General features: G+C 71.7%; 19 protein-coding genes. 4 read left to right on the forward strand and 15 right to left on the reverse strand.

Features of this window, described 5'->3' with window-relative positions:
- Nucleotides 1-308: 308 nt before the first annotated feature.
- The 4 genes from B7K24_RS09175 (at nt 309) to B7K24_RS09190 (ending at nt 3,359) form a co-directional block, all read left to right on the forward strand.
- On the forward strand, nt 309-713 hold the full coding sequence (locus B7K24_RS09175; protein WP_084130047.1) for a molybdopterin-binding protein: 405 nt from the start codon (nt 309-311) through the stop codon (nt 711-713).
- A gap of 80 nt (nt 714-793) precedes the next feature.
- Entirely contained in the window at nt 794-1,522 is a 729-nt protein-coding gene (modA, locus tag B7K24_RS09180) for a molybdate ABC transporter substrate-binding protein (protein WP_234986652.1), read from the forward strand.
- Nucleotides 1,519-2,373: an ABC transporter permease gene (locus tag B7K24_RS09185; protein WP_084130049.1), complete on the forward strand. Its 855-nt coding sequence runs from the start codon at nt 1,519-1,521 to the stop codon at nt 2,371-2,373. Before modA ends, B7K24_RS09185 begins: the two co-directional genes overlap by 4 nt.
- The gene (locus B7K24_RS09190) at nt 2,370-3,359 is read left to right on the forward strand and encodes a sulfate/molybdate ABC transporter ATP-binding protein (protein WP_084130050.1); all 990 of its coding nucleotides are present in this window, start codon (nt 2,370-2,372) and stop codon (nt 3,357-3,359) included. The genes B7K24_RS09185 and B7K24_RS09190 overlap by 4 nt, the downstream gene beginning before the upstream one ends.
- Nucleotides 3,360-3,370: 11 nt before the next feature.
- On the opposite strand, the gene B7K24_RS09195 is transcribed toward B7K24_RS09190, so the two are convergent.
- The 15 genes from B7K24_RS09195 to B7K24_RS09265 form a co-directional block, all read right to left on the reverse strand.
- Entirely contained in the window at nt 3,371-3,610 is a 240-nt protein-coding gene (locus tag B7K24_RS09195; protein ID WP_084130051.1) for a MoaD/ThiS family protein, read from the reverse strand.
- Nucleotides 3,610-3,897, reverse strand: coding sequence for a DUF6457 domain-containing protein (locus B7K24_RS09200; RefSeq protein WP_144268228.1), 288 nt, complete (start codon nt 3,895-3,897; stop codon nt 3,610-3,612). The genes B7K24_RS09195 and B7K24_RS09200 overlap by 1 nt, the downstream gene beginning before the upstream one ends.
- On the reverse strand, nt 3,894-4,484 hold the full coding sequence (locus B7K24_RS09205) for a molybdenum cofactor guanylyltransferase (RefSeq protein WP_084130052.1): 591 nt from the start codon (nt 4,482-4,484) through the stop codon (nt 3,894-3,896). Before B7K24_RS09205 ends, B7K24_RS09200 begins: the two co-directional genes overlap by 4 nt.
- Nucleotides 4,481-4,951 (reverse strand): cyclic pyranopterin monophosphate synthase MoaC, encoded by a 471-nt coding sequence (gene moaC / locus B7K24_RS09210; RefSeq protein WP_084130053.1) that lies wholly within the window; start codon nt 4,949-4,951, stop codon nt 4,481-4,483. Before moaC ends, B7K24_RS09205 begins: the two co-directional genes overlap by 4 nt.
- Nucleotides 4,948-6,135 (reverse strand): gephyrin-like molybdotransferase Glp, encoded by a 1,188-nt coding sequence (gene glp, locus B7K24_RS09215; protein ID WP_084130054.1) that lies wholly within the window; start codon nt 6,133-6,135, stop codon nt 4,948-4,950. Before glp ends, moaC begins: the two co-directional genes overlap by 4 nt.
- A 1-nt stretch (nt 6,136) precedes the next feature.
- Nucleotides 6,137-6,856, reverse strand: coding sequence for a HesA/MoeB/ThiF family protein (locus B7K24_RS09220; protein WP_084130055.1), 720 nt, complete (start codon nt 6,854-6,856; stop codon nt 6,137-6,139).
- The gene (locus B7K24_RS09225; protein WP_084130056.1) at nt 6,840-7,529 is read right to left on the reverse strand and encodes a sirohydrochlorin chelatase; all 690 of its coding nucleotides are present in this window, start codon (nt 7,527-7,529) and stop codon (nt 6,840-6,842) included. Before B7K24_RS09225 ends, B7K24_RS09220 begins: the two co-directional genes overlap by 17 nt.
- Complete coding sequence (locus B7K24_RS09230; RefSeq protein WP_084130057.1) at nt 7,526-8,638, reverse strand: uroporphyrinogen-III synthase; 1,113 nt, start codon at nt 8,636-8,638, stop codon at nt 7,526-7,528. Before B7K24_RS09230 ends, B7K24_RS09225 begins: the two co-directional genes overlap by 4 nt.
- Entirely contained in the window at nt 8,639-9,868 is a 1,230-nt protein-coding gene (cobA, locus tag B7K24_RS09235; protein WP_084130058.1) for a uroporphyrinogen-III C-methyltransferase, read from the reverse strand. It abuts the gene before it with no gap.
- Nucleotides 9,865-10,242, reverse strand: coding sequence for a nitrite reductase small subunit NirD (nirD, locus tag B7K24_RS09240; RefSeq protein ID WP_084130059.1), 378 nt, complete (start codon nt 10,240-10,242; stop codon nt 9,865-9,867). Before nirD (B7K24_RS09240) ends, cobA begins: the two co-directional genes overlap by 4 nt.
- Nucleotides 10,242-12,821: a nitrite reductase large subunit NirB gene (nirB, locus tag B7K24_RS09245; RefSeq protein WP_084130060.1), complete on the reverse strand. Its 2,580-nt coding sequence runs from the start codon at nt 12,819-12,821 to the stop codon at nt 10,242-10,244. Before nirB (B7K24_RS09245) ends, nirD (B7K24_RS09240) begins: the two co-directional genes overlap by 1 nt.
- A 124-nt stretch (nt 12,822-12,945) precedes the next feature.
- A complete protein-coding gene (gene nirD, locus B7K24_RS09250) occupies nt 12,946-13,344 on the reverse strand; it encodes a nitrite reductase small subunit NirD (RefSeq protein ID WP_084130061.1) in 399 nt (132 codons plus the stop codon).
- Complete coding sequence (gene nirB, locus B7K24_RS09255) at nt 13,341-15,914, reverse strand: nitrite reductase large subunit NirB (protein WP_084130062.1); 2,574 nt, start codon at nt 15,912-15,914, stop codon at nt 13,341-13,343. The genes nirD (B7K24_RS09250) and nirB (B7K24_RS09255) overlap by 4 nt, the downstream gene beginning before the upstream one ends.
- 11 nt (nt 15,915-15,925) lie before the next feature.
- Nucleotides 15,926-17,386, reverse strand: coding sequence for an FAD-dependent oxidoreductase (locus B7K24_RS09260; protein ID WP_084130063.1), 1,461 nt, complete (start codon nt 17,384-17,386; stop codon nt 15,926-15,928).
- Nucleotides 17,383-19,557: a molybdopterin oxidoreductase family protein gene (locus B7K24_RS09265; protein WP_084130064.1), complete on the reverse strand. Its 2,175-nt coding sequence runs from the start codon at nt 19,555-19,557 to the stop codon at nt 17,383-17,385. The genes B7K24_RS09260 and B7K24_RS09265 overlap by 4 nt, the downstream gene beginning before the upstream one ends.

The raw sequence follows: 19,557 nt of genomic DNA on the forward strand, positions 1-19,557 counted from the left end.
GCGGCAAGGTTTGTTCGAGACTGAAGGCTTCACGCCGCCACAGTCTCGCCACCATTTCTCGACCGTCTTGAACGGCACGCCGACCTCGACGGCCACATCACGGACACGACGCCCTGCACCCATCAGCACCAGAGCTTGAACACGAACAGCACGCGGATACGTCATCCGCCACCTCCGAAAACAGAGGTGTTGCACTGGAAACTAGAACCCAAGCGCGCGACAAGCCGCAAATGCGGCCATTTGCGCCACAGGGGTCGCGGGCGTTACCGGCTTGTTTCTTCCGCAGATGCGCTACTAACGTGTCAACCATGCCGCATCTGCGTATTAGCGAGGCCGCGAACCTCCTGGGAGTGTCGGACGACACGGTCCGCCGGTGGGTCGACGCCCGCAACGTCGCCACGGTCAAGGACGCGGCCGGGCGGCTGCTGGTCGACGGCGTCGACGTCGCCCAGTACGCCTCCGAGCGCGCGGTCGGCAACGACGACGACTCCCCCACGGCGCGATCGGCCCGCAACCAGTTCGTCGGCATCGTCACTCGCGTGACGGCGGACGCGGTAATGGCGCAGGTCGAACTGCAATGCGGCCCTCACCGCGTGGTGTCCCTCATGAGCGCGGAGGCCGTGCACGACCTGGGCCTCGAGCCCGGGGTCGTCGCCACCGCCGTGGTCAAGGCCACGACTGTCATCGTTGAACGCTCCCGCGAGCGCGCATGAGCCGCGGCGGGACTCGCGCCAGCCACGCCGTCGGCGCGTGCCAACGTGGCCGCATCTGGCTTCTGGGGACCGTCGCCGTCATGAGCCTCGCGGCGTGTGCGAGCGATGCGGACGGCGCGGGCGAGCCCCAGGTCCTCACGGTCCACGCCGCGGCGTCGCTGACCGAGGTGATGGAACAGATCGGGGCCGACTTCGAGGCCGAACACGCGGGCGTCGAGGTGCGACTCAACCTGGGCGGCTCGTCGGGCCTCGCCACCCAGATCGTCGAGGGCGCGCCGGGTGACGTGTTCGCCTCGGCCGACCTGGCGCAGATGGGGGTGGTCAGCGACGCCGGCCTCGCGCCGGAGCCGCTCGCGTTTGCCGCCAACGCGCTCACCATCGCGGTGGCGCCAGGCAACCCGCGCGACATCACGGGGCTGCAGGACCTCACCGACCCCACCATCGACCTGGTGGTCTGCGCGCCGCCGGTGCCGTGCGGAGCGGTGTCCGCGGCGGTCGAAGACGCCGCAGGGGTGACCTTGTCTCCCGTCAGCGAGGAGCTGTCCGTCACCGAGGTGCTCGCCAAGGTCACCTCGGGCCAGGCCGATGCCGGGTTGGTCTACGTGACCGACATCGCCCGCTCACACGGCGAGGCCGAGGAGGTGCCCCTGGGCGGTGGCGACGAGGTGGCAATCGCGGCGAGCACTGAGTATCCCATCGCGACGCTCACGACCGCCGCGGACGCGGTGCTCGCGGACACCTTCGTGGCCCACGTGTTGTCCGAGTCGGGAAGACAACGTCTGGCCGCGGCCGGGTTCGGGACACCATGACCGCGCCCGCGCCCGCGGGGACCCGCACGCGCGACGGCGCGGCGAGCGTGCCGCGATGGCTCGTCCTCCCCGCGCTCGTGGGCGCCGGGCTCATCGTGCTGCCCCTGGTGGGCCTCGCGGCGCGTGTCGAGTGGGGCTCGCTTCCCGCCCTCGTCACGAGCGAGTCTGCCCTGGCCGCACTCGCCCTGTCGGCACGCACCGTCGCCGTGTCGACCCTCATCGTCGTGGCGCTCGGGGTTCCCCTCGCCTTGATGCTCGCACGGCTCGATTTTCGCGGCATGGTGGTAGTGCGCACGCTCGTCCTCGCACCCCTGGTACTCCCCCCGGTCGTGGGGGGCCTGGGCCTGCTGTACGCGTTCGGCCGTGGCGGGCTGCTGGGCGACACCTTCACGCTTTTAGGGCTCGATGTCGCGTTCACCACCGCTGCGGTCGTTCTCGCGCAGACCTTCGTCGCCCTGCCCTTCCTCGTGCTCGCGCTCGAGGGCGCGCTGCGCGCCGACGGCACCCGCTACGAGGCGGTCGCCGCCACGCTCGGGGCCGGCCCGTGGACCACGTTTCGCCGCGTCACCGTGCGCCGGGTCTGGCCCGCGCTCGTGGCAGGCACCGTGCTCGCGGCCGCTCGCGCCCTGGGCGAGTTTGGCGCCACGCTCACGTTCGCAGGCTCGCTCGAGGGCGTGACCCGCACCGTCCCTCTTGAGATTTATCTGCAGCGTGAGATGGACGCCGACGCCGCCGTGGCGCTGTCGCTGCTGCTGATGCTGGTGGCTCTCGTGGTCGTCGCCGCGGCCTACGGGGGCACCACGCGCGCCGCGCGCGCACGGACGTCGAGCACCTCTAGGGGAACGTCGTGAGGCTCGACGTGTCGGCGAGCGTTCCCGAGCGCGGCATCGCGGCCCGCCTGGTCGCCGATCCTGGCCGCACCGTCGCCCTGCTGGGACCCAACGGTGCGGGGAAATCGACCATGCTCGCGGTGGCGGCCGGGCTCCTGCGCCCTGACGACGCTCACGTCCGGCTCACGGGTGACGCGGAGCTCGTATGCCAGGACCAGCGAGCCTGGGTGCCGCCGCACCGCCGTCCACTCACGCTGCTCACGCAAGACGCGAGCCTCTTCGCGGGCATGAGCGTGCTCGACAACGTCGCCTTCGGGCCGCGCGCCGAGGGCTTGAGCCGCCGCCACGCACGCGCCGCCGCGCGCGACTGGCTCGATGCGGTGGGTCTCGCCGGCCTCGCTTCCTCCCGAGCCGAGACGCTCTCGGGGGGACAGGCGCAGCGCGTCGCCCTCGCACGGGCCCTCGCCACGGCACCGGCGGTGCTACTGCTCGACGAGCCCTTTGCCGCGCTCGACGTGGACGCGGCCGGAGCCATGCGCGCGCTCCTGGCTCAGCTGCTGCGCGACGTGACGGTCGTCATGGCCACCCACGACCTCCTCGACGCGGCGATGCTCGCCGACGATGTCGTGGTGATGCACGACGGGGCGGTCGCGGAGCGAGGGCCCCTGTCCGAGGTCCTCGCGCGACCGCGCCACGACTTCACCGCGTCCCTCGTGGGACGCGGCCTGGTGCGTCGCGATGACGGCACCTCGATTGCCCCCCGCCCGTCGCAGGTGCGGGTCACCACGGCCCATGCCACGCTCGCCTCTGGAGGCGGAGTCACCGGAGCGGTCAGGCGCGTCGAGGCGCACGCCGACGCCGTGCGCATCTGGGTGGAGGTGCCCGGCGGACGCCTCGGCGCGGACGTCGACCCCCTCACCGTCGACCCGAGGGTGCTGACGCCTGGCACCACCGTGACGTGCGTGGTCGCGGACGGCGTGGAGTCGTACGGCTCCTCGGCGGCGTGAGTCCGCGGCGATCAGCCCCCGGCGAACGGAGGGAGGACGTCGACCAGACTGTCACCGGCGACCGCGGCCGCGTCGTCGGCGCGCACGCGGTCCACGACGATCGAGCACTGGCGGAGCACCCGCGCAAAGTCCTCGCCCCAGCGCGCGGCAAGGTCCTCGCGCAGCTGACCGACCGTGCCGGGAGGCGCCAGCGTGAACTCGTCGACGCCGGCGGCCTCCGCGGCGGCGGCAAACAGCCGGACTCGCACCATCAGCCGGGCATCTCCTCGGTCCACGACGTCGCGAGCTGCGTCGCGACGGCAGTCGCGTTCTCGAAGGCCTCCTGCGCGGCGCCCTCGTCGAAGCCGTCCTCGCCGATGGCCGCCTGACCGACGGCGTACCCCACCAGGAAGGTCGTGAGGGGCGCGCTGGGACGGGCGACCGCGTGAGCCGCGTCCCGCGCGACGTCCAGAAGAGCCTGCACATCCACCACCGCGGTGTCGATGCCCAACTCCCCCGCGAGCGCCTCGACCCACACGTCCAGCTGCGTATCCGTCATGACATGTCCTCTCCCAGACTCCTCACATCGTCCCAGGTGTCGGCGTCCCGCGCGGCCCGAACCACGGGCACGTCCCCCATCTCCAACCGATGTGTCAGGTGGCGCATCGACGCGCCCACGGGCGTCTCCAGCGCGCTCAACGCCCGCTCGAGCGACTCGCGCCGGTACAACGCGAGGAGCGGTTGCGTGCGCCCGCCCTCGTCGACGGCCCACACGCCGTCGCCGGACGGACCGACCCTCACACTCGACTCGACGAGATCGTCCACGGCCTCGGCGGCGAACGGCATGTCGCACGCGAGCACCAACACCCACGGCGACGCGGGCCCCGGCAGCGCGGTCAGCCCGGCTGCGATCGCGGCCACGGGCCCCGACAAGGGCGGCTCCTCGCGCGTGCTCAGCATGTCCTGTGGCAGACCATGGGACGGTCCGACCACGATCGTCACCCGCGCGCGGCTCGCCGCGTCGACCGCACGGTCGAGCAAGGGCGCTCCACCCACCTCGACCGCGCCCTTGTCGACGCCACCCAAGCGAGATCCGCGACCGCCGGCCAGGACGATGGCGTCATAGGCGAGGCCAGCCGCACTCACGGCCGCTCCCAATCCCCCGACTTGCCGCCACGCTTGGACAGGAGCCGCACCTCGCGGATCGAGGTGGCCTTGTCCAGGCCCTTGACCATGTCGACGACGTTGAGGGCCGCGACCGAGGCGGCGGTGAGCGCCTCCATCTCGACACCTGTACGGTCCGCCGTGCGGCACGTCACCGCGATCCGCACTCCCGCGTCCTCCACCGCGGCGTCCACGGCGACCCCGTGCACCCCGATGACGTGCGCCAAGGGCAAGAGCTCGGGCGTGCGCTTGGCCGCCGCGATCCCCGCGATGCGCGCCACCGCAAGGACGTCCCCCTTGGGCACCGCACCGTCGCGTAGCGCGGCCACCACGGGCGCGGAGCACGCCACGAACGCCTCCGCGGTCGCCTCCCGCACCGTGGGCTGCTTGGCGGTGACGTCGACCATGCGCGCGTGGCCTGCGTCATCGAGATGGGTGAAGTCGCTCACGCGAGAATCTCCAGGTGGCTCATCATGAAGCCCACGGTATCGCCGGGCAGGACCTCGTCGACGTCGGCCGGGACGACCGCGAGCACGCGCCCCTTGGCGAGCGACGCGACCAGGTGCGACTGCGACCCGCGGACGGTCGCGGGGCGCACGGTCCCGTTGGGGTCGACCACGGCGGGCACGAACTGCGTCCGCCCATGCGGGCTATGCCACCCCACGGACGCGACCGCGCTCGTCATGATCGGCTCGGGCGCCTGCAGCATCGCCCGCAGCATCGCGCCCACGACGACCTGGAACGTCACCGCCACCGAGACGGGGTTGCCCGGCAGGCACGCGATCGGGATGCCGCGATAGACGCCGAGACCCTGGGGCTTACCCGGCTGCATCGCGACCGCATGAAAGGTGACGCCGCGGTCGCTCAGGGCGGCCTTCACCGGGTCGTAGGCGCCCACCGACGCGCCGCCGGCGGTCACAATGAGGTCGGCCTCGACTCCGTCGAGGGACGCGAGCACCGACTCGGGGGTGTCGCCCGCACGGGGCAGGACCACCGGCACTCCCCCGACGCCCAGCACCATGGCGGCGAGCAGGGTGGAGTTCGAGTCGACGATCTGTCCGGGACCCGGCACGGTGCCGGGGTCCACGAGCTCGTCGCCCGTGGTGAGCACCGCGATGCGCGGCGCACGGCGGACGTCGACGGTGGCGACGCCCGCGGACGCGGCCCCCGACAGCTGCCACGACCCCAGCTGCACCCCCGCCGCCACCACCACGTCGCCCGCGGTGACGTCCTCGCCGCGACGCCGGATGTGTGCGCCTGGCATCGGCGCGACATCGATGCGCACGGTCTCGAGTGCCCCGTCCGTCTGCTCGACCGGCACGATAGCGTCGGCGCCGGCGGGCACGGGCGCGCCCGTCATGATGCGTGCGGCGGTGCCCACGGCCAGCGGCGCGGGCAGGCCCGAACCGGCCGGGATGTCCGCGGCGACGGGCAGGACCGAGCCGGCCACGGCATCGGCCACCCTGACGGCGTAGCCGTCCATCGCCGAGTTGTCGAACGAGGGTCCGTCGAGCGTCGCGATCACGTCGCGCGCGAGCACACGGTTCATGCCCTGAAGGAGCGGGACCGTCTCGACGGCAAGGGGCGTCACCAGCGCGACGGCCTCGGCCAGGTGCTCGCTGAGCAGGCGCATGTCACCTCCCACTGTCGTGGGGCGCGAGCGCCACGTCGCGCCACCGTCCGGTCCTGCCATCGACGATAGCGAGGGTGCCGGCGAGGGTGCCAGGCAGCCCCGCGGCGAGTCGCGCCGCCTCGCTCGCCATCGCGGTGCCCACCTGCCCGCACAGCGGCCCCCACACCGCTCCACCGTCGCACGTGTCGAGGTCGACCGCATCGGGACCAGGAAAGACGTCGTCGAGCCGGTGAGCGGCGTCGAACACGGTGACCTGCCCGTGCCAGCCCAATACCGCGCCCCACGCGACCGGAAGACCCAGGGCGTGCGCGGCGTCCTCGATGACGCGGCGCACCGGCATCGTGTCCGTCGCGTCCACGACCACGTCGTGGCCATGAAGGAGGGCCGATGCCGTGGCTGAGTCGATCCTGTCCTCGACCGCGGTCACGGTACAGCCCGGAGCGAGGCGTGCCAGCGCATCGCGCGCGGCCTCGACCTTGAGACGCCCAATGTCATCCGGGCCGAATAAGATCTGGCGGTGCAGGTTCGTCACGGACACGTGATCGGCATCGATCAGCGTGAGCCGGCCGATGCCCGCCGCGGCCAGGTACTGCGCGACGGGGCACCCCAGTCCCCCGACACCAACAACGACGGCACTGGCCCCGGAAAGCGTGCGCTGCCCGTCGTCACCGAAGCCGCTAAGGCCCCGCTGACGCGTGAAGGGATCAGGTGTCGAGGACATCGGCAAAGCGGTCGGCGATGATTTCGAGCAGCATGGGGTGCGGCGCGAGGGGTCCGGTGACGTAGTCCGCTCCGGCCTCCTCGAGGCGACGCTGGAACAGCCCGGGTGCGAGGAGGTACGAAGCGACGGCCACCACCCCATCCTCGCCGTTGACGCGTGCCTCCGCTACAGCATCGGCCACCGACGGCTTGGGGCCCGCGGCGAAGCCCACCCGCACCGGACCGCCCCAGCGCTCCCGGAGCAGCTCCGCGGCGGCGGCCGTGTCGGCCTGGCTGCGAGGATCGGACGAGCCCGCGGCGGCCAAGACGACGGTCGCGTCCTCGGGCACTCCCTGCTCCTCGAGGCGCTGGTGGACGATGTCGAGCAGGCGCCCATCCGGGCCCAGCGCGTGCGCCGCGAGCACATCGGGGCGCTCCTCCACGGCGTCCGCAATGTCCACGTACACGTGATAGCCGCCCGCGAGCAGCAGCGGCACCACGACCGCGCTCACCCCGTCGCCCGCCTCGATGGCACCCACCACGTCGGGCAGCTCGGGGCCGTGCACGTCGACGTAGGCCTCGCGCACGTCCAGTCCGGTCGCCTCGCGCAACTGGTCGATGACGGTCGCGATGGTCGCGCGGCCTTCCTCGGAGCGGGTGCCGTGCGCGCAGGCGATGAGGATCGGGGAGGTCATGCGGTCACCGCCAGGGCGTAGCCGCGCTTGACGACCGTACGCACCAGGGCGCGGGACCCGGCATTTTCGCGCAGTCGATTGATCGCGGCCTCGACCGCGTGAGGCCCGGCCTGTGCGCCCGGGAGCAGGTCACCCAACTGATCGCGGGTGAGGACGTTGCCGCGTGCGGCGGCGAGCGCCTTGAGGATCTCGAGGCCCGTCGGCGTCAGCGGCAGCACGCGACCGTCGAGGATCGCGGCGGTCGCGCGGATGACGAGCGGGCCGTCGGGGGTCTGGAGTGCTGCGGTGTTCTCGCTGTAGTGCTTGACGAGCTCGCGCACGAGGGCACCCAGCCGCCAGCGGTCGGGCCAGTGGGCGGTGAGGCCCGCTTCCGTCAACGGCGCCGCCGTGATGGGTCCCACGCACGCGAGCACCAGCTCACCCGTCGCGGACTTCGCGGCGATGCGGTCCAAGACGCCCGCCTCGCGCACCCCGTCGAGCCAGGCGGAGGCGCCGGGAGCAGACGTAAACAGGACCGCGTCGGCGCAACCGTCCGCGGCCGCGACGATCATGTCGTGGTGAGGCACGGGGTCCAGCGGCGGGCCCCAGCCATAGACCACGAGGCTCTGCACCCGTGCGCCGGCGTTCGTGAACGCCTCGTCGAGCCCGTCCGAGCCGTTGCCGTGGTGCTGGACGGCGATGGTGAGCCCGGCGACGCCCTCGGCGAGCAGGTAGTCGCGCAGCTCCGCGGCCGTCTCCGACTCGGCCACCCAGTCCGCCTCGAGGCCGTTTTGCTGGATGGCCCCGCGCGCCTTGGGTCCGCGCGCGATGATGCGCGCGCCACGCATCGCCTCCAGCAGATCCTCGGCGAGCCCGGCGGCATCGGCCGCCTCGACCCAGCCGCGAAAGCCGATGCCTGTGGTCGCGACCACCACATCCGGCGGGTCGGCGATCACGGCCTGCGTGTCGGCGAGCAGTTGCGCGTCATCCAGGTGAGGGATGGTGCTGAGCGCCGCGGCATGGCGCACCGTGGCGCCGCGCCTTTCCAGGGCTGACGCGAGTTCGCGCTTGCGCCGATCGGCGGTGATGACCATCACGCATCCGGTCAGCGGCTCCCCCGCGTCGGTCATTCAGTCCCCCTTCGGCTCGGGCGTCGCGGCGACGGCCGAGGCCAGTAGGCCCGGTGTCGCGACGTCGCCCACGACGATAATCGCCGGAGGTTTCACCCCTGTTTCACTCGCAATACGGCTAATGTCCTCGAGCGTGCCGCGGGTCACGCGCTCGCGTGAGGTGGTCCCGTTCTCGACGATCGCGACCGGCAGCGACGGGTCGCAGCCGGCGCTCAGCGCCGCCTGAACGATGTCGGGCAGGGCGCTGACACCCATCAAGATCACCACGGTGGCGCCGGCGGCCATCGCGGCGCGGGCGGCGGGGTCTGCCCCCGCGTGACCCGTCGTCACCAGCAGCGACGTGGCAACGCCGCGCTGCGTCACCGGGATGCCCGCGAGCGCAGGCACGGACAGCGCGCTCGTCACGCCGGGCACCACCTCGACGTCAACGCCCGCCTCGACGCAGGCGTGCACCTCCTCGCCGCCGCGGCCGAACACGTACGGGTCGCCTCCCTTGAGGCGCACCACCGTCTTTCCCGCGAGCGCACGGTCCACGAGGATCGCATTGATCTCGTGCTGCGGCACGGGATGGTGGGTGGGGCTCTTGCCGACGTTGACGACCTCGACGTCGTACGGCACCGTCACCAACAGTTCGGTGGCACCCAAGCGGTCGGTGACCACGACATCGGCCTCCGCCAGGGCCTGCCGGCCGCGCACGGTAATGAGGCCGGGATCGCCGGGGCCCGAGCCGACCAGGATGACGCGCCCCGCGCCAGCACGCTCGCGCCGCATGTCCATCTCTCCCGCGTCCAGCCGCGCGGCGATCTGGTCGCGCACCTTGCGAATGCGTCCGGGATCGGGCGCACCGGTGGACAACACGCCGATGCTGACCTCGCCGTGGCGGCTCATCGCCGCCTGGCGCGCGGTGCCGCGGGAGGCGTCCGAGGCGTCGATGCACCACACGCGGCGGTCCTCGGCCCATCCGGCCACGGTGTCGTTCAGCGCCTTGTCATCGGTGGCGGCCAGCACGAACCAGGCCTCATCGAGGTCGGCGGCTTCGACGCCGCGGCGCACGAGCGTCACGTCGCCATGGAGCGCGTGACGCTCGAGGTCCTCGTCGATGTCCGGCGCCACCACGGTGACCAGCGCGCCCTCCGTCACGAAGCGACGCACGCGGCGCGCGGCCACGCTGCCGCCTCCCGCGACGACCACGCGACGCCCGCGCAGGTCGAGGCCGAACAGGGCAGTCACGCGGCGCTTACCAGGTCGATGATCACCTGCCCATTGTCGACGGTGACGGGGTAGACGGCCAAGTCGGCGGCGTGTCCCGCGCGCGGCTGCTTGTCCATGGTGACGAGGCACTCCCCTGTGATCAGCGAGAACACCTGCTTGTAGATGGGCGACGCGATCGTGGGCACGTCTCCTCGCGACCCCGTAATGCCGCGGCTCATGACGTGAGCGTCGGAGAACGGGTCGAGGTTCTGCACGGCGCGCACGGAGCCGTCGTCGAGGCGGAACAGCGCGACCTGGACGCCACCCACGAGGGCGGCGACACCGAGGTCGGGGGTGAGGTCGTCGTAGGCGCACACGACGGTACGGGTGGCGATGGCCGATGCGGGGGTCATCAGTTCTCCTCGGGGTGGGTGGTGGCGGTGGCGGCGCCGACGAGCTGAACCTTTTCCGATGCCGTGGCGGGGCGACGCTGGCCGCGCTCCTCGACGTAGGCGAGGGACGGGTCGGCGGTGTCGGGGGCGTTGACGAAGCTGGTGAACTGCTTGAGGCGGTCGGGGTCGGCCAGCACCGCGGCCCATTCGTCCTCGTAGGTGTCGAGGTGGTGGACCATGTGGGCGTCGAGGTCCGCGCAGATGCCCAGCGAGTCGTCGAGGATGACCTCGCGGATCGCGTCGAGCCCGCCCTCGTACTCGGCCTGCCACGGGGCCGTGCGCTGCAGGCGGTCCGCGGTGCGGATGTAGAGCATGAGGTAGCGGTCGATGGCGCGGATCGCGGTCTCCTCGTCCGCGTCCTCGACGAGCAGTTGCGCGTGCACCGGCGCGAAGCCGCCGTTGCCGCCCACGTACACGTTCCAGCCCTTCTCGGTGGCGATGACGCCCACGTCCTTGCCACGCGCCTCGGCGCATTCGCGTGCGCATCCCGAGACGCCCACCTTGATCTTGTGGGGACTGCGCAGTCCGCGGTAGCGCTCCTCGAGGCGGATCGCCATACCGGCGGAGTCCTGGACGCCGAACCGGCACCACGTGGAGCCCACGCAGCTCTTCACGGTGCGCAGCGACTTGCCATAGGCGTGGCCGGACTCCATGCCGGCGTCCACGAGCCGCTGCCAGATCTGCGGCAGTTGTTCGAGGCGCGCGCCGAACAGGTCGATGCGCTGGCCGCCGGTGATCTTCGTGTACAGGTCGAAGTCCTTGGCCACCTGCGCGATCACCAGCAGCTTGTCGGGGGTGATCTCGCCGCCGGGGATGCGTGGCACCACGGAGTACGTGCCGTCCTTTTGCATATTGGCCATCACGCGGTCATTGGTGTCCTGCAGTGCGGCACGGTCGTCGGCCAGGACGTGGCCGTTGTAGATCGAGGCGAGAATCGAGCCGATGGTGGGCTTACAGATGTCGCAGCCGTGGCCCGTGCCGAAGCGCTCGAGGATCTCCGAGAAGGTCGTGAGCCCGGCCACCTGGATGGCGCTGAACAGCTGCGCACGCGACAGCTCGAAGTGCTCGCACAACGCCTGGGACACCTCGATGCCGGCCTTGCCCAGCTCGGTGGTGAGGATCTTCTTCACCAGCGGCAGGCACGAGCCGCAGGCGGTGCCTGCGGTGGTGCACGCCTTCAGCTCGCCCAGGTCATGCACGCCGTCCTCGTTGACCGCGTGACGAATGGTGCCCGCGGTGACGTTGTTGCACGAGCACACCGTCGCCTCGTCGGGCAGCTCAAGTTCGGGGCGCGGGGCGGCTCCCTCGGGAAGGATCCAGCTGCTGGGGTCGCCGGGCAGCTCCGCGCCCACCATGGGGCGCAGTTGGGCGTACGCCGAGGCGTCGCCCACGAACATGCCGCCCAGCAGTGTCGAGGCGTCGTCCGTCATGACGAGCTTCTTGTAGGCGCCGGAGAACGGGTCCGAGTAGACGACCTCGAGCGCCCCTGGCGTGGTCGCGAACGCGTCGCCGAAGGAGGCGACGTCCACGCCGAGCAGCTTGAGCTTGGTCGCCGTGTCGGCGCCGAGGTAGGCCTCCTCGCGGCCGAGCAGGCGGTGTGCGGTGACGTCGGCCATCGCGTTGCCGGGTGCGATGAGGCCGATCGACAGGTGGCCGTCGGCCGCGGCCGCGGCGCATTCGCCGATGGCGCTCACGCGCGGGTCCTCGGTGAGGCACGTGTCGTTCACGACGATGCCGCCGCGCTCGCCGACCGCCAGGCCGGCACCGCGGCCCAGGTCGTCGCGCGGGCGAATGCCGGTGGCGAACACGACGACGTCAACGAGTTGCTCGGAGCCGTCGGAGAACCTCAGTGTGCCCGCGCGCCCCTCGGCATCGGCCACCACCTCGGTGGTGGCGAGCGAGGTCTTCACCTTCACGCCCAGTCGCTCGATGAGGCTCTTGAGCGCCTCGCCGCCGGACTTGTCGACCTGCAGCGCCATGAGGCGGTCGGCGAATTCGACGACGGTCGCGGTCGCGCCCATGGACTGCAGGGCGCCAGCGGCCTCGAGGCCCAGCAGGCCGCCGCCAATGACGGCGCCACGGACCGGGCGACCCACGACGGCCTGGCGCTCACGCACCCACGCCTGCATCCCCGCGACGTCGTCGAGGGTGCGGTACATGAACACGCCGGGCAGGTCGATTCCTGGCAGCGGCGGTGCCCACGCGGACGACCCGGTCGCGAGGACCAGGTGGTCGTACGTGAGGCGTTCGCCGGTGTCGAGGCTGACGGTGGCGGCCTCGCGGTCCACCGCGGTGGCGCGGGTCGAACGTCGCAGCGTCACCGCGGGGTCGTCCCACAGCGCCTGGTCGCCGAGCAGCAGGTCCTCGGGCCCGGCCTTGGAGAAGAAGCTCGTGAGCGCGACGCGGTCGTACGGGGCGAAGGTTTCCTCGCCGATGACGTCGATGGCGTAGCGGCCCTCAGCGTCCCCGGCTCGCAGGGACTGCACAAAGCGCTGGGCGACCATACCCGCGCCGACGACGACGACCTTCTCGGCACCCATCGGGGCCCTCCTTCCCCGGAGACCTCGCGGGAACGGCCGGGCCGCATGCGACGCGCGGCTTTCGCGCGTGTCCGGGTACGTCGAGACTAAGCGCGGGACGCGGCCACATGCCGTGACCTTGTCCCTACATCGCGCCTGGCACATCGACGTACACGAGCCCGTCGTGCACGGTCACCGCGAACACGGTCAGGCGTGGGTCGAGGCCCTCGCGCGGCGCCTTGTCCATGGTGACCAGGCACTCGCCGCTGAGCAGGGAGAACACCTGCTTGTACAGGGGCGAGGCGATGGTGGGCTCATCGCCCCTGGTGCCCGTAATGCCGCGACTCATGACGTGAGCCCCGGAGAACGGGTCGAGGTTCTGCACCGCGTGCACCGTGCCGTCCGCGAGGCGGAAGATGGCGACCTGGACGCCGTCGATCAGGGCCGCCACCCCCAGGTCCGCCGTCAGCCGGTCGTAGGCGCAGACGGCCGTCCGGTCGGTCGATGCCGTGGGCACCGCGGCGCGCTGACTCACCGTGGTCATGAGCGCACCTCCAGTCGAGTCGGGGCGATCAGCACCGCGGTGTCGCGGCGCTCGGATTCCGTGGCCGGCCGGCGCTGGCCGCGCTGCTCGACGTAGGCTAGGGACGGGTCGGGGTCGTCGGGGGCGTTGACGAAGCTGGTGAACTGTCGCAGCCGCTCGGGGTCGTTCAGGACGGCCTTCCACTCGTCCTCGTAGGAGTCGATGTGGCGTGCCATGTGCGCGTCGAGGTCGTCGCAGATTCCGAGAGAGTCGTCCATGATGACGGCCTTGATGGCCTCAAGCCCGCCCTCGTGGTCCTCCTGCCACGGCGCCGTCCGCTGCAGCCGGTCCGCGGTGCGGATGTAGTACATGAGGTAGCGGTCGATGACCTTGAAGACGGTCTCATCGTCCACGTCCTCGACCAACAGCTGGGCGTGCCTGGGGGTGAAGCCGCCGTTGCCGCCCACGTACACGTTCCAGCCGTGGTCGGTGGCGATGACGCCCACGTCCTTGCCGCGCGCCTCCGCGCACTCGCGGGCGCAGCCGGACACTCCCAACTTGAGTTTGTGGGGGCTGCGCAGGCCGCGATAGCGCAGCTCGAGCGCGATGGCCATGCCCACCGAGTCCTGCACGCCGTACCGGCACCAGTCGGAGCCGACGCAGGACTTCACGGTGCGCAGGCTCTTGCCGTAGGCGTGGCCGGACTCCATCCCGGCGTCGACGAGGCGCTGCCAGATCTGCGGCAGCTGCTCGAGGCGCGCGCCGAACATGTCGATGCGCTGGCCGCCCGTGATCTTCGTGTACAGCCCGTAGTCCTGGGCGATCTGGCCGATGAGGATGAGGTGCTCGGGAAGAATCTCGCCGCCGGGGACGCGCGGCACCACGGAGTAGGTGCCGTCCTTCTGCATGTTCGCCATCACGCGGTCGTTGGTGTCCTGCAGCGCGGCGCGGTCGGCCGCGAGGACGTGCTGGTTGTAGATCGACGCGAGGATGGACCCGACGGTGGGCTTGCAGATGTCGCAGCCGCGGCCGGTGCCGAAGCGCTCGATGATCTCGGAGAAGGTCTGCAGTTCGCTGACCTGGATGGCGTTGAACAGTTGCGCGCGCGACATGTCGAAGTGCTCGCACAGGGCGTTCGACAGCTCGATGCCGGACTTCTCCAGTTCCGAGCCGACGATCTTCTTCACCAGGGGTAGGCACGAGCCGCATGAGGTGCCGGCCTTGGTGCAGGCCTTGACCTCGCCCAGCTCATGACAGCCCTGCTCGGTGACCGCGTGACGGATCGCGCCGGCCGAGACGTTGTTGCACGAGCACACGCCGGCCTCGTCGGGCAGTTCCACGTTGGGGCGCTCGATGGAGCCCTCGGGCAGCAGCCACGCGGCGGGGTCGCCGCCGAGTGCCGACCCGACGAGCGGCCTGAGGCTCGCGTACGCGGAGGCGTCACCGACGAGGATGCCGCCGAGCAGCGTGCGGGCGTCGTCCGTGACGACCAGCTTCTTGTACACGCCCGCGACAGGGTCGGCGTAGGTGAGTTCGAGCGCGCCGGGGGTGGTCGCGAACGCGTCGCCGAAGGAGGCCACGTCCACGCCGAGCAGCTTGAGTTTCGCGGCCGTGTCGGCGCCGGGGAAGGTCGCTTCTCCGCCCAGCAGGCGGTCGACGGCGATCTCCGCCATGGTGTTGCCCGGAGCGATGAGGCCGATGCACGCGCCCTGAATGCAGGCGACCTCGCCGATCGCGCTGACGGCGGGGTCCTCGGTGAGGCACGTGTCGTCGACCACGATGCCGCCGCGCTTGCCGATCGTGAGACCCGCGTCGCGGCCCAGCTCGTCGCGCGGTCGCACGCCCGTGGCGAACACCACGACGTCGACCAGCTGCTCGCCCTTGTCGGCGAACTTCAGCGAACCCACGTGGCCGTGCTTGTCGGGGCGGATCGCCTCGGTCGCGGTGTTGCAGCGCACCTTCACGCCGAGGTTCTCGATGAGGCGGCTGAGGGCCTGGCCACCGCCCTCATCCACCTGGAGGTTCATGAGGCGATCCGAGAACTGGATGACGGTGCTGGTGGCGCCGAGCTCCTGCAGGGCGCCGGCGGCCTCGAGGCCCAACAGGCCTCCGCCGATCACGGCGCCGCGCACGGACCGGCCCAGCTCCTTGCGGCGGCGCTCCACATAGATGCGTAGCGCGGCCACGTCGTCGATGGTGCGGTAGACGAAGACGCCGGGCAGGTCCGCGCCCTTGACCGGCGGAGACCACGCGTAGGAGCCGGTGGCCATGATGAGGTGGTCGTAGGGGTGGACCACGCCGTGGGCGTCCGTGACCTCGCGTGCGTCACGGTCGATGGCGACGGCCTTCGCGTCGCGCCTGAGCGTGACGAGGCCGTCCTCCCACAGGGCGGGATCGCCCAGCGCCAGGTCCTCCGGGTCCTTGCCGGTGAAGTAGCTGGTGAGCGCCACGCGGTCGTAAGGGGCGCGCGGCTCCTCCGCGAGCACCGTGACGCTGTAACGGCCGTCGGTGTCGCGGGCACGCATGGCCTCGGTGAAGCGGTGGGCGACCATGCCGCCGCCGACGACGACGATCTTCTGAGTGTCGGTCATGGTGATCCTCCTCAACCCGCGAGCGCGGGAACCTTGGTGTCGTGGGCGGCTTCGATGAGCCGGGTCACGTTCGTGCGGCAGTCGCCGCAGCCCGTGGATGCGCGGGTGGCCTTGGCGACGTCCTCGACGGAGTCGCAGCCCTCGGCGATGGCGGCGCAAATACGCCCCTTGGTGACGGTGTTGCATTGGCAGACGGTGTCGGCGTCGTCCATGTCCTCGACGCTTGCCGCAGCCACCGGTCCGGCGCCCGCGAGGGGCCGGATGATGAGGTGGGCGGGGTCGGCGGGCACCGGGGTCATGCGGGTGTACATCGCGGACAGCTGCGCGGCGCAGTCCTTGTCCCCCACCACGGTCGCTCCCACCAGCAACCCGTGCGAGACGACGACCTCGACGAAGCGGCCGATGCTGGGGTCGGCCAGCCGCACGGCGCGCAGCTCCCGCTCGCCGTGGTCGAACTTGCCCGACAGTCCCATGGTGACGACCTCGAGACCGGAGGCCTTGACGCGCACGATGCTCGTGGGGTCGTCGGCGGCGGGCCGCGTGACCGGCACCGACGCGCCGGTCCAGCCGTCGACCAGGCGGGTGGCCTGGTCCCAGCCCTGGGCCACCAGCCCGGATCCGCCCTCGGGCGGCTGGGCGCAGTCGCCGATGGCGAAGATCGCGGGGTCGGTGAGGCTCGCGAGGTCGTGGCCGACGACGATGCCGCGCTCGCAGGTCAGTCCCGCGCGACGGGCGAGCGTCGCCTCGGGGATGGTGCCCGCGCACATCACCAGCAGGTCGGTGAGCACCTCGGAGCCGTCAGTGAGCCGGACCGCGCTGAGCTGTCCGCGCCTGTCGATCGCCTGCGCCACGGAGACGCCCGTCACCACGTTCACACCCAGGCGGTGCAGCGATCCGGTGGCGATCTGCGCGGCGGCATCGCCGAGCTGACGCTCCATGACGCGGTCGGAGTGGTGGACGAGCGTCACGCTGAGGCCCCGAGCTGCCAGGCCCGTGGCGACCTCGAGGCCCAGCACGCCGGCGCCGAGGACCACCGCGCGGCGTGCCTTCGGAAGCCTTGCCAGGATGCCCTCGGCATCGGCCAAGTCCTTCAGCACGCTCACGCCGGGCACGAGCCCGCGGTCGGTGGCGATGCCGTGAATGTCCGGGATGCGGGCGGCCGAGCCGGTCGCGAACACCAGCCGGTCATATCCGTGGACGTCTCCGCGCGAGTCGGTCACGGTGCGGGCGGCACGGTCGATGTCGATGGCGTGGACGCCGTCCAGCACCTCGGCACGCTCGGAGTCGACGGCGCTCATCGCGAGCATCGCGGGGTCGGATTTTCCCGCCACCACGCTCGACAGCAGCACGCGGTTGTAGGGCCCCTGCGGCTCGCGACCCAGGATGGTCACGTGGGCGTCCGCGTCGCGGGCGATGAGGTCTTCCACGAACCGCGAGCCGACCATGCCGTGTCCGATGACGACGATGTTCATGCGAGGGCTCCTTCCGTCACGCGCGCGGGCGCGATGGACACGGCGGTGACCTTGAACTCGGGCATGCCGCTGATCGGGTCGGTGGCGTCGTTGGTGAGGCGGTTGGCGCTGCCCTGGCCGCCCCAGTGGAACGGCATGAAGACCGTGTCGGGCCGGGTCGCCTCGGTCACCCGCACGGCCGCGAATCCCTCGCCGCGCGCGGTGGTGAGCACAGCGACCTCGCCCTCGGCCAGCCCGAGGCGGTCGGCCAGGAGGGGATGCATTTCGACGAACGGCTCGGGCTGCGCGGCATTGAGCTCCGCGACCCTGCGGGTCTGCGCGCCGGACTGGTAGTGCTGCAGCACGCGGCCGGTAATGAGGTACAGCGGCCAGCCCGCACGGACGTCGTCGTGGGGCGCGTGGTGGTCGACGGCGATGAGCCGCGCCTTGCCGTCGGGGGTCGGGAAGCCGTCGAGGAACACCCGCGGCGTTCCTGCATGACCTGCGCCGCGCACGGGCCAGTACAGCGCCTCGTCGCGGTCCAGTCGCTCATACGTCACGCCCGAGTAGTCGGCCTTGCCGCCGGCCGATGCCGCCGCGAGCTCCGTGAACACCGTCGCCGCGTCCGTGGGGAACCCGCGCTCCACGCCCAGGCGGGCGGCGAGTCGGTTGAGGATCCACAGTTCCGACCGTGACTCGCCGGGTGCCTCGACGGCCTGGCGGCGGCGAATGATGCGGCCCTCGAGGCTGGTCATGGTTCCCTCCTCCTCCGCCCACTGGGTGACGGGGAGGATGACGTCCGCGAGCAGCGCGGTCTCCGAGGGGACGAGGTCGGCGACCACCAGGAGGTCGAGGCGGCCCAGGGCCTCGCGCACCTTGTCGGCGTTCGGGGCCGAGACGACGATGTTGCTGCCGTGGACCAGGAGGGCCTTGGGGCCGTCCGCGGTGCCGAGCGAGTCGAGCAGCCGGATCGCGGGCACGCCGGGGCCGGGCAGCGAGTCGGGGTCCACTCCCCACACCGCGGCCACATGCGCGCGGGCGGCGGGGTCCGTGATCATCCGGTAGCCGGGCAGCTGGTCCGACTTCTGGCCGTGCTCGCGCCCGCCCTGGCCATTGCCCTGGCCCGTGACGGGCCCGAATCCCGAGCCCTCGCGGCCGATCAGCCCCAGGAGCAGCGCGAGGTTGATCGCGGCGGTCACGCCCGCGGTGCCCTGGCTCATCTGCTCGAGCCCGCGTCCGGTAAGGACGTAGGCGCCGCGTCCGCCGTGCGAGGGCGAGGCGGCGGCGAGCAGGCGCGCCGTGCGGCGCAGTTCGTCGGCGGGGATGCCGCACACCTGCTCGGCACGCTCGGGCCACCAGGCAGCGACCGAGCGGCGCACGGCATCGAGCCCCGTGGTGCGTGCGGCAAGGTAATCGGTGTCCTGGAGACCCTCGGCGAGCACCACGTGGGCCAGGGCGAGCAGCACCACGAGGTCGGTGCCGGGCACGGGCGCGAGGTGGATGCCCTTGTCCTCGTGAGTGAGGCGTGCGGTGACGGTCTCGCGGGGATCGATCACGACGAGGCCGCCGCGCTCGCGGGCGCCGGCGAGGTGCTGCACGAAGGGCGGCATGGTGACGCCCATGTTGGAGCCCACGACGAGCACGGCATCGGCCCCACCCAGGTCAGACAGCGGGAAGCCGAGCCCGCGATCCAAGCCGAGCGAGCGGTTGGAGGCCGCCGCGGCCGACGACATGCAGAAGCGACCGTTGTAGTCGATGTACGGCGTACGCAACACGGTCCGCGCGAACTTGCCCAGCGCATACGCCTTCTCGTTGGTGAGGCCCCCGCCGCCAAAGACCGCGATCGAGTCGCGGCCGTGCGCCGCCTGTAGCGCCGTGATGCGGCCGGCCACGAGGCCGAGCGCCTCGTCCCAGCCAGCCTCGCGGAAGCCGCCATCGGCGGTGCGGATCATGGGCGAGGTGATCCTGTCCTTCGCCCGCAGGACCTCGGCCGAGGTCCAGCCCTTCTGGCACAGCCCGCCCCGGTTCGTGGGGAATTGGCGACCCGAGACCTCGACCGGAAGCGCGGCATCGGCCGTCGTCCTGGTGAGCGTCTGCGCGCACTGCAAGGCGCAGTACGGGCAGTGGGTCGCGACCGCGCCGCCCGAGGGGACGAGCCCCTCGGGCGACGTGGTGCCGTGCGATGCGGGCAC

Source organism: Demequina sp. NBRC 110055, from assembly GCF_002090135.1.
Taxonomy (GTDB): Bacteria; Actinomycetota; Actinomycetes; order Actinomycetales; family Demequinaceae; genus Demequina.

What these genes read in the sequence shown, in the direction of transcription:
- B7K24_RS09175 (WP_084130047.1), top strand. Translation starts at nt 309, where the DNA reads ATGCCGCATCTGCGTATTAGCGAGGCCGCGAACCTCCTGGGAGTGTCG.
- modA (WP_234986652.1), top strand. Translation starts at nt 794, where the DNA reads ATGAGCCTCGCGGCGTGTGCGAGCGATGCGGACGGCGCGGGCGAGCCC.
- B7K24_RS09185 (WP_084130049.1), top strand. Translation starts at nt 1,519, where the DNA reads ATGACCGCGCCCGCGCCCGCGGGGACCCGCACGCGCGACGGCGCGGCG.
- B7K24_RS09195 (WP_084130051.1), bottom strand. Translation starts at nt 3,610, where the DNA reads ATGGTGCGAGTCCGGCTGTTTGCCGCCGCCGCGGAGGCCGCCGGCGTC.
- B7K24_RS09200 (WP_144268228.1), bottom strand. Translation starts at nt 3,897, where the DNA reads ATGACGGATACGCAGCTGGACGTGTGGGTCGAGGCGCTCGCGGGGGAG.
- glp (WP_084130054.1), bottom strand. Translation starts at nt 6,135, where the DNA reads ATGCGCCTGCTCAGCGAGCACCTGGCCGAGGCCGTCGCGCTGGTGACG.
- B7K24_RS09220 (WP_084130055.1), bottom strand. Translation starts at nt 6,856, where the DNA reads ATGTCCTCGACACCTGATCCCTTCACGCGTCAGCGGGGCCTTAGCGGC.
- B7K24_RS09225 (WP_084130056.1), bottom strand. Translation starts at nt 7,529, where the DNA reads ATGACCTCCCCGATCCTCATCGCCTGCGCGCACGGCACCCGCTCCGAG.
- B7K24_RS09230 (WP_084130057.1), bottom strand. Translation starts at nt 8,638, where the DNA reads ATGACCGACGCGGGGGAGCCGCTGACCGGATGCGTGATGGTCATCACC.
- nirD (WP_084130059.1), bottom strand. Translation starts at nt 10,242, where the DNA reads ATGACCCCCGCATCGGCCATCGCCACCCGTACCGTCGTGTGCGCCTAC.
- nirB (WP_084130060.1), bottom strand. Translation starts at nt 12,821, where the DNA reads ATGGGTGCCGAGAAGGTCGTCGTCGTCGGCGCGGGTATGGTCGCCCAG.
- nirD (WP_084130061.1), bottom strand. Translation starts at nt 13,344, where the DNA reads ATGACCACGGTGAGTCAGCGCGCCGCGGTGCCCACGGCATCGACCGAC.
- nirB (WP_084130062.1), bottom strand. Translation starts at nt 15,914, where the DNA reads ATGACCGACACTCAGAAGATCGTCGTCGTCGGCGGCGGCATGGTCGCC.
- B7K24_RS09260 (WP_084130063.1), bottom strand. Translation starts at nt 17,386, where the DNA reads ATGAACATCGTCGTCATCGGACACGGCATGGTCGGCTCGCGGTTCGTG.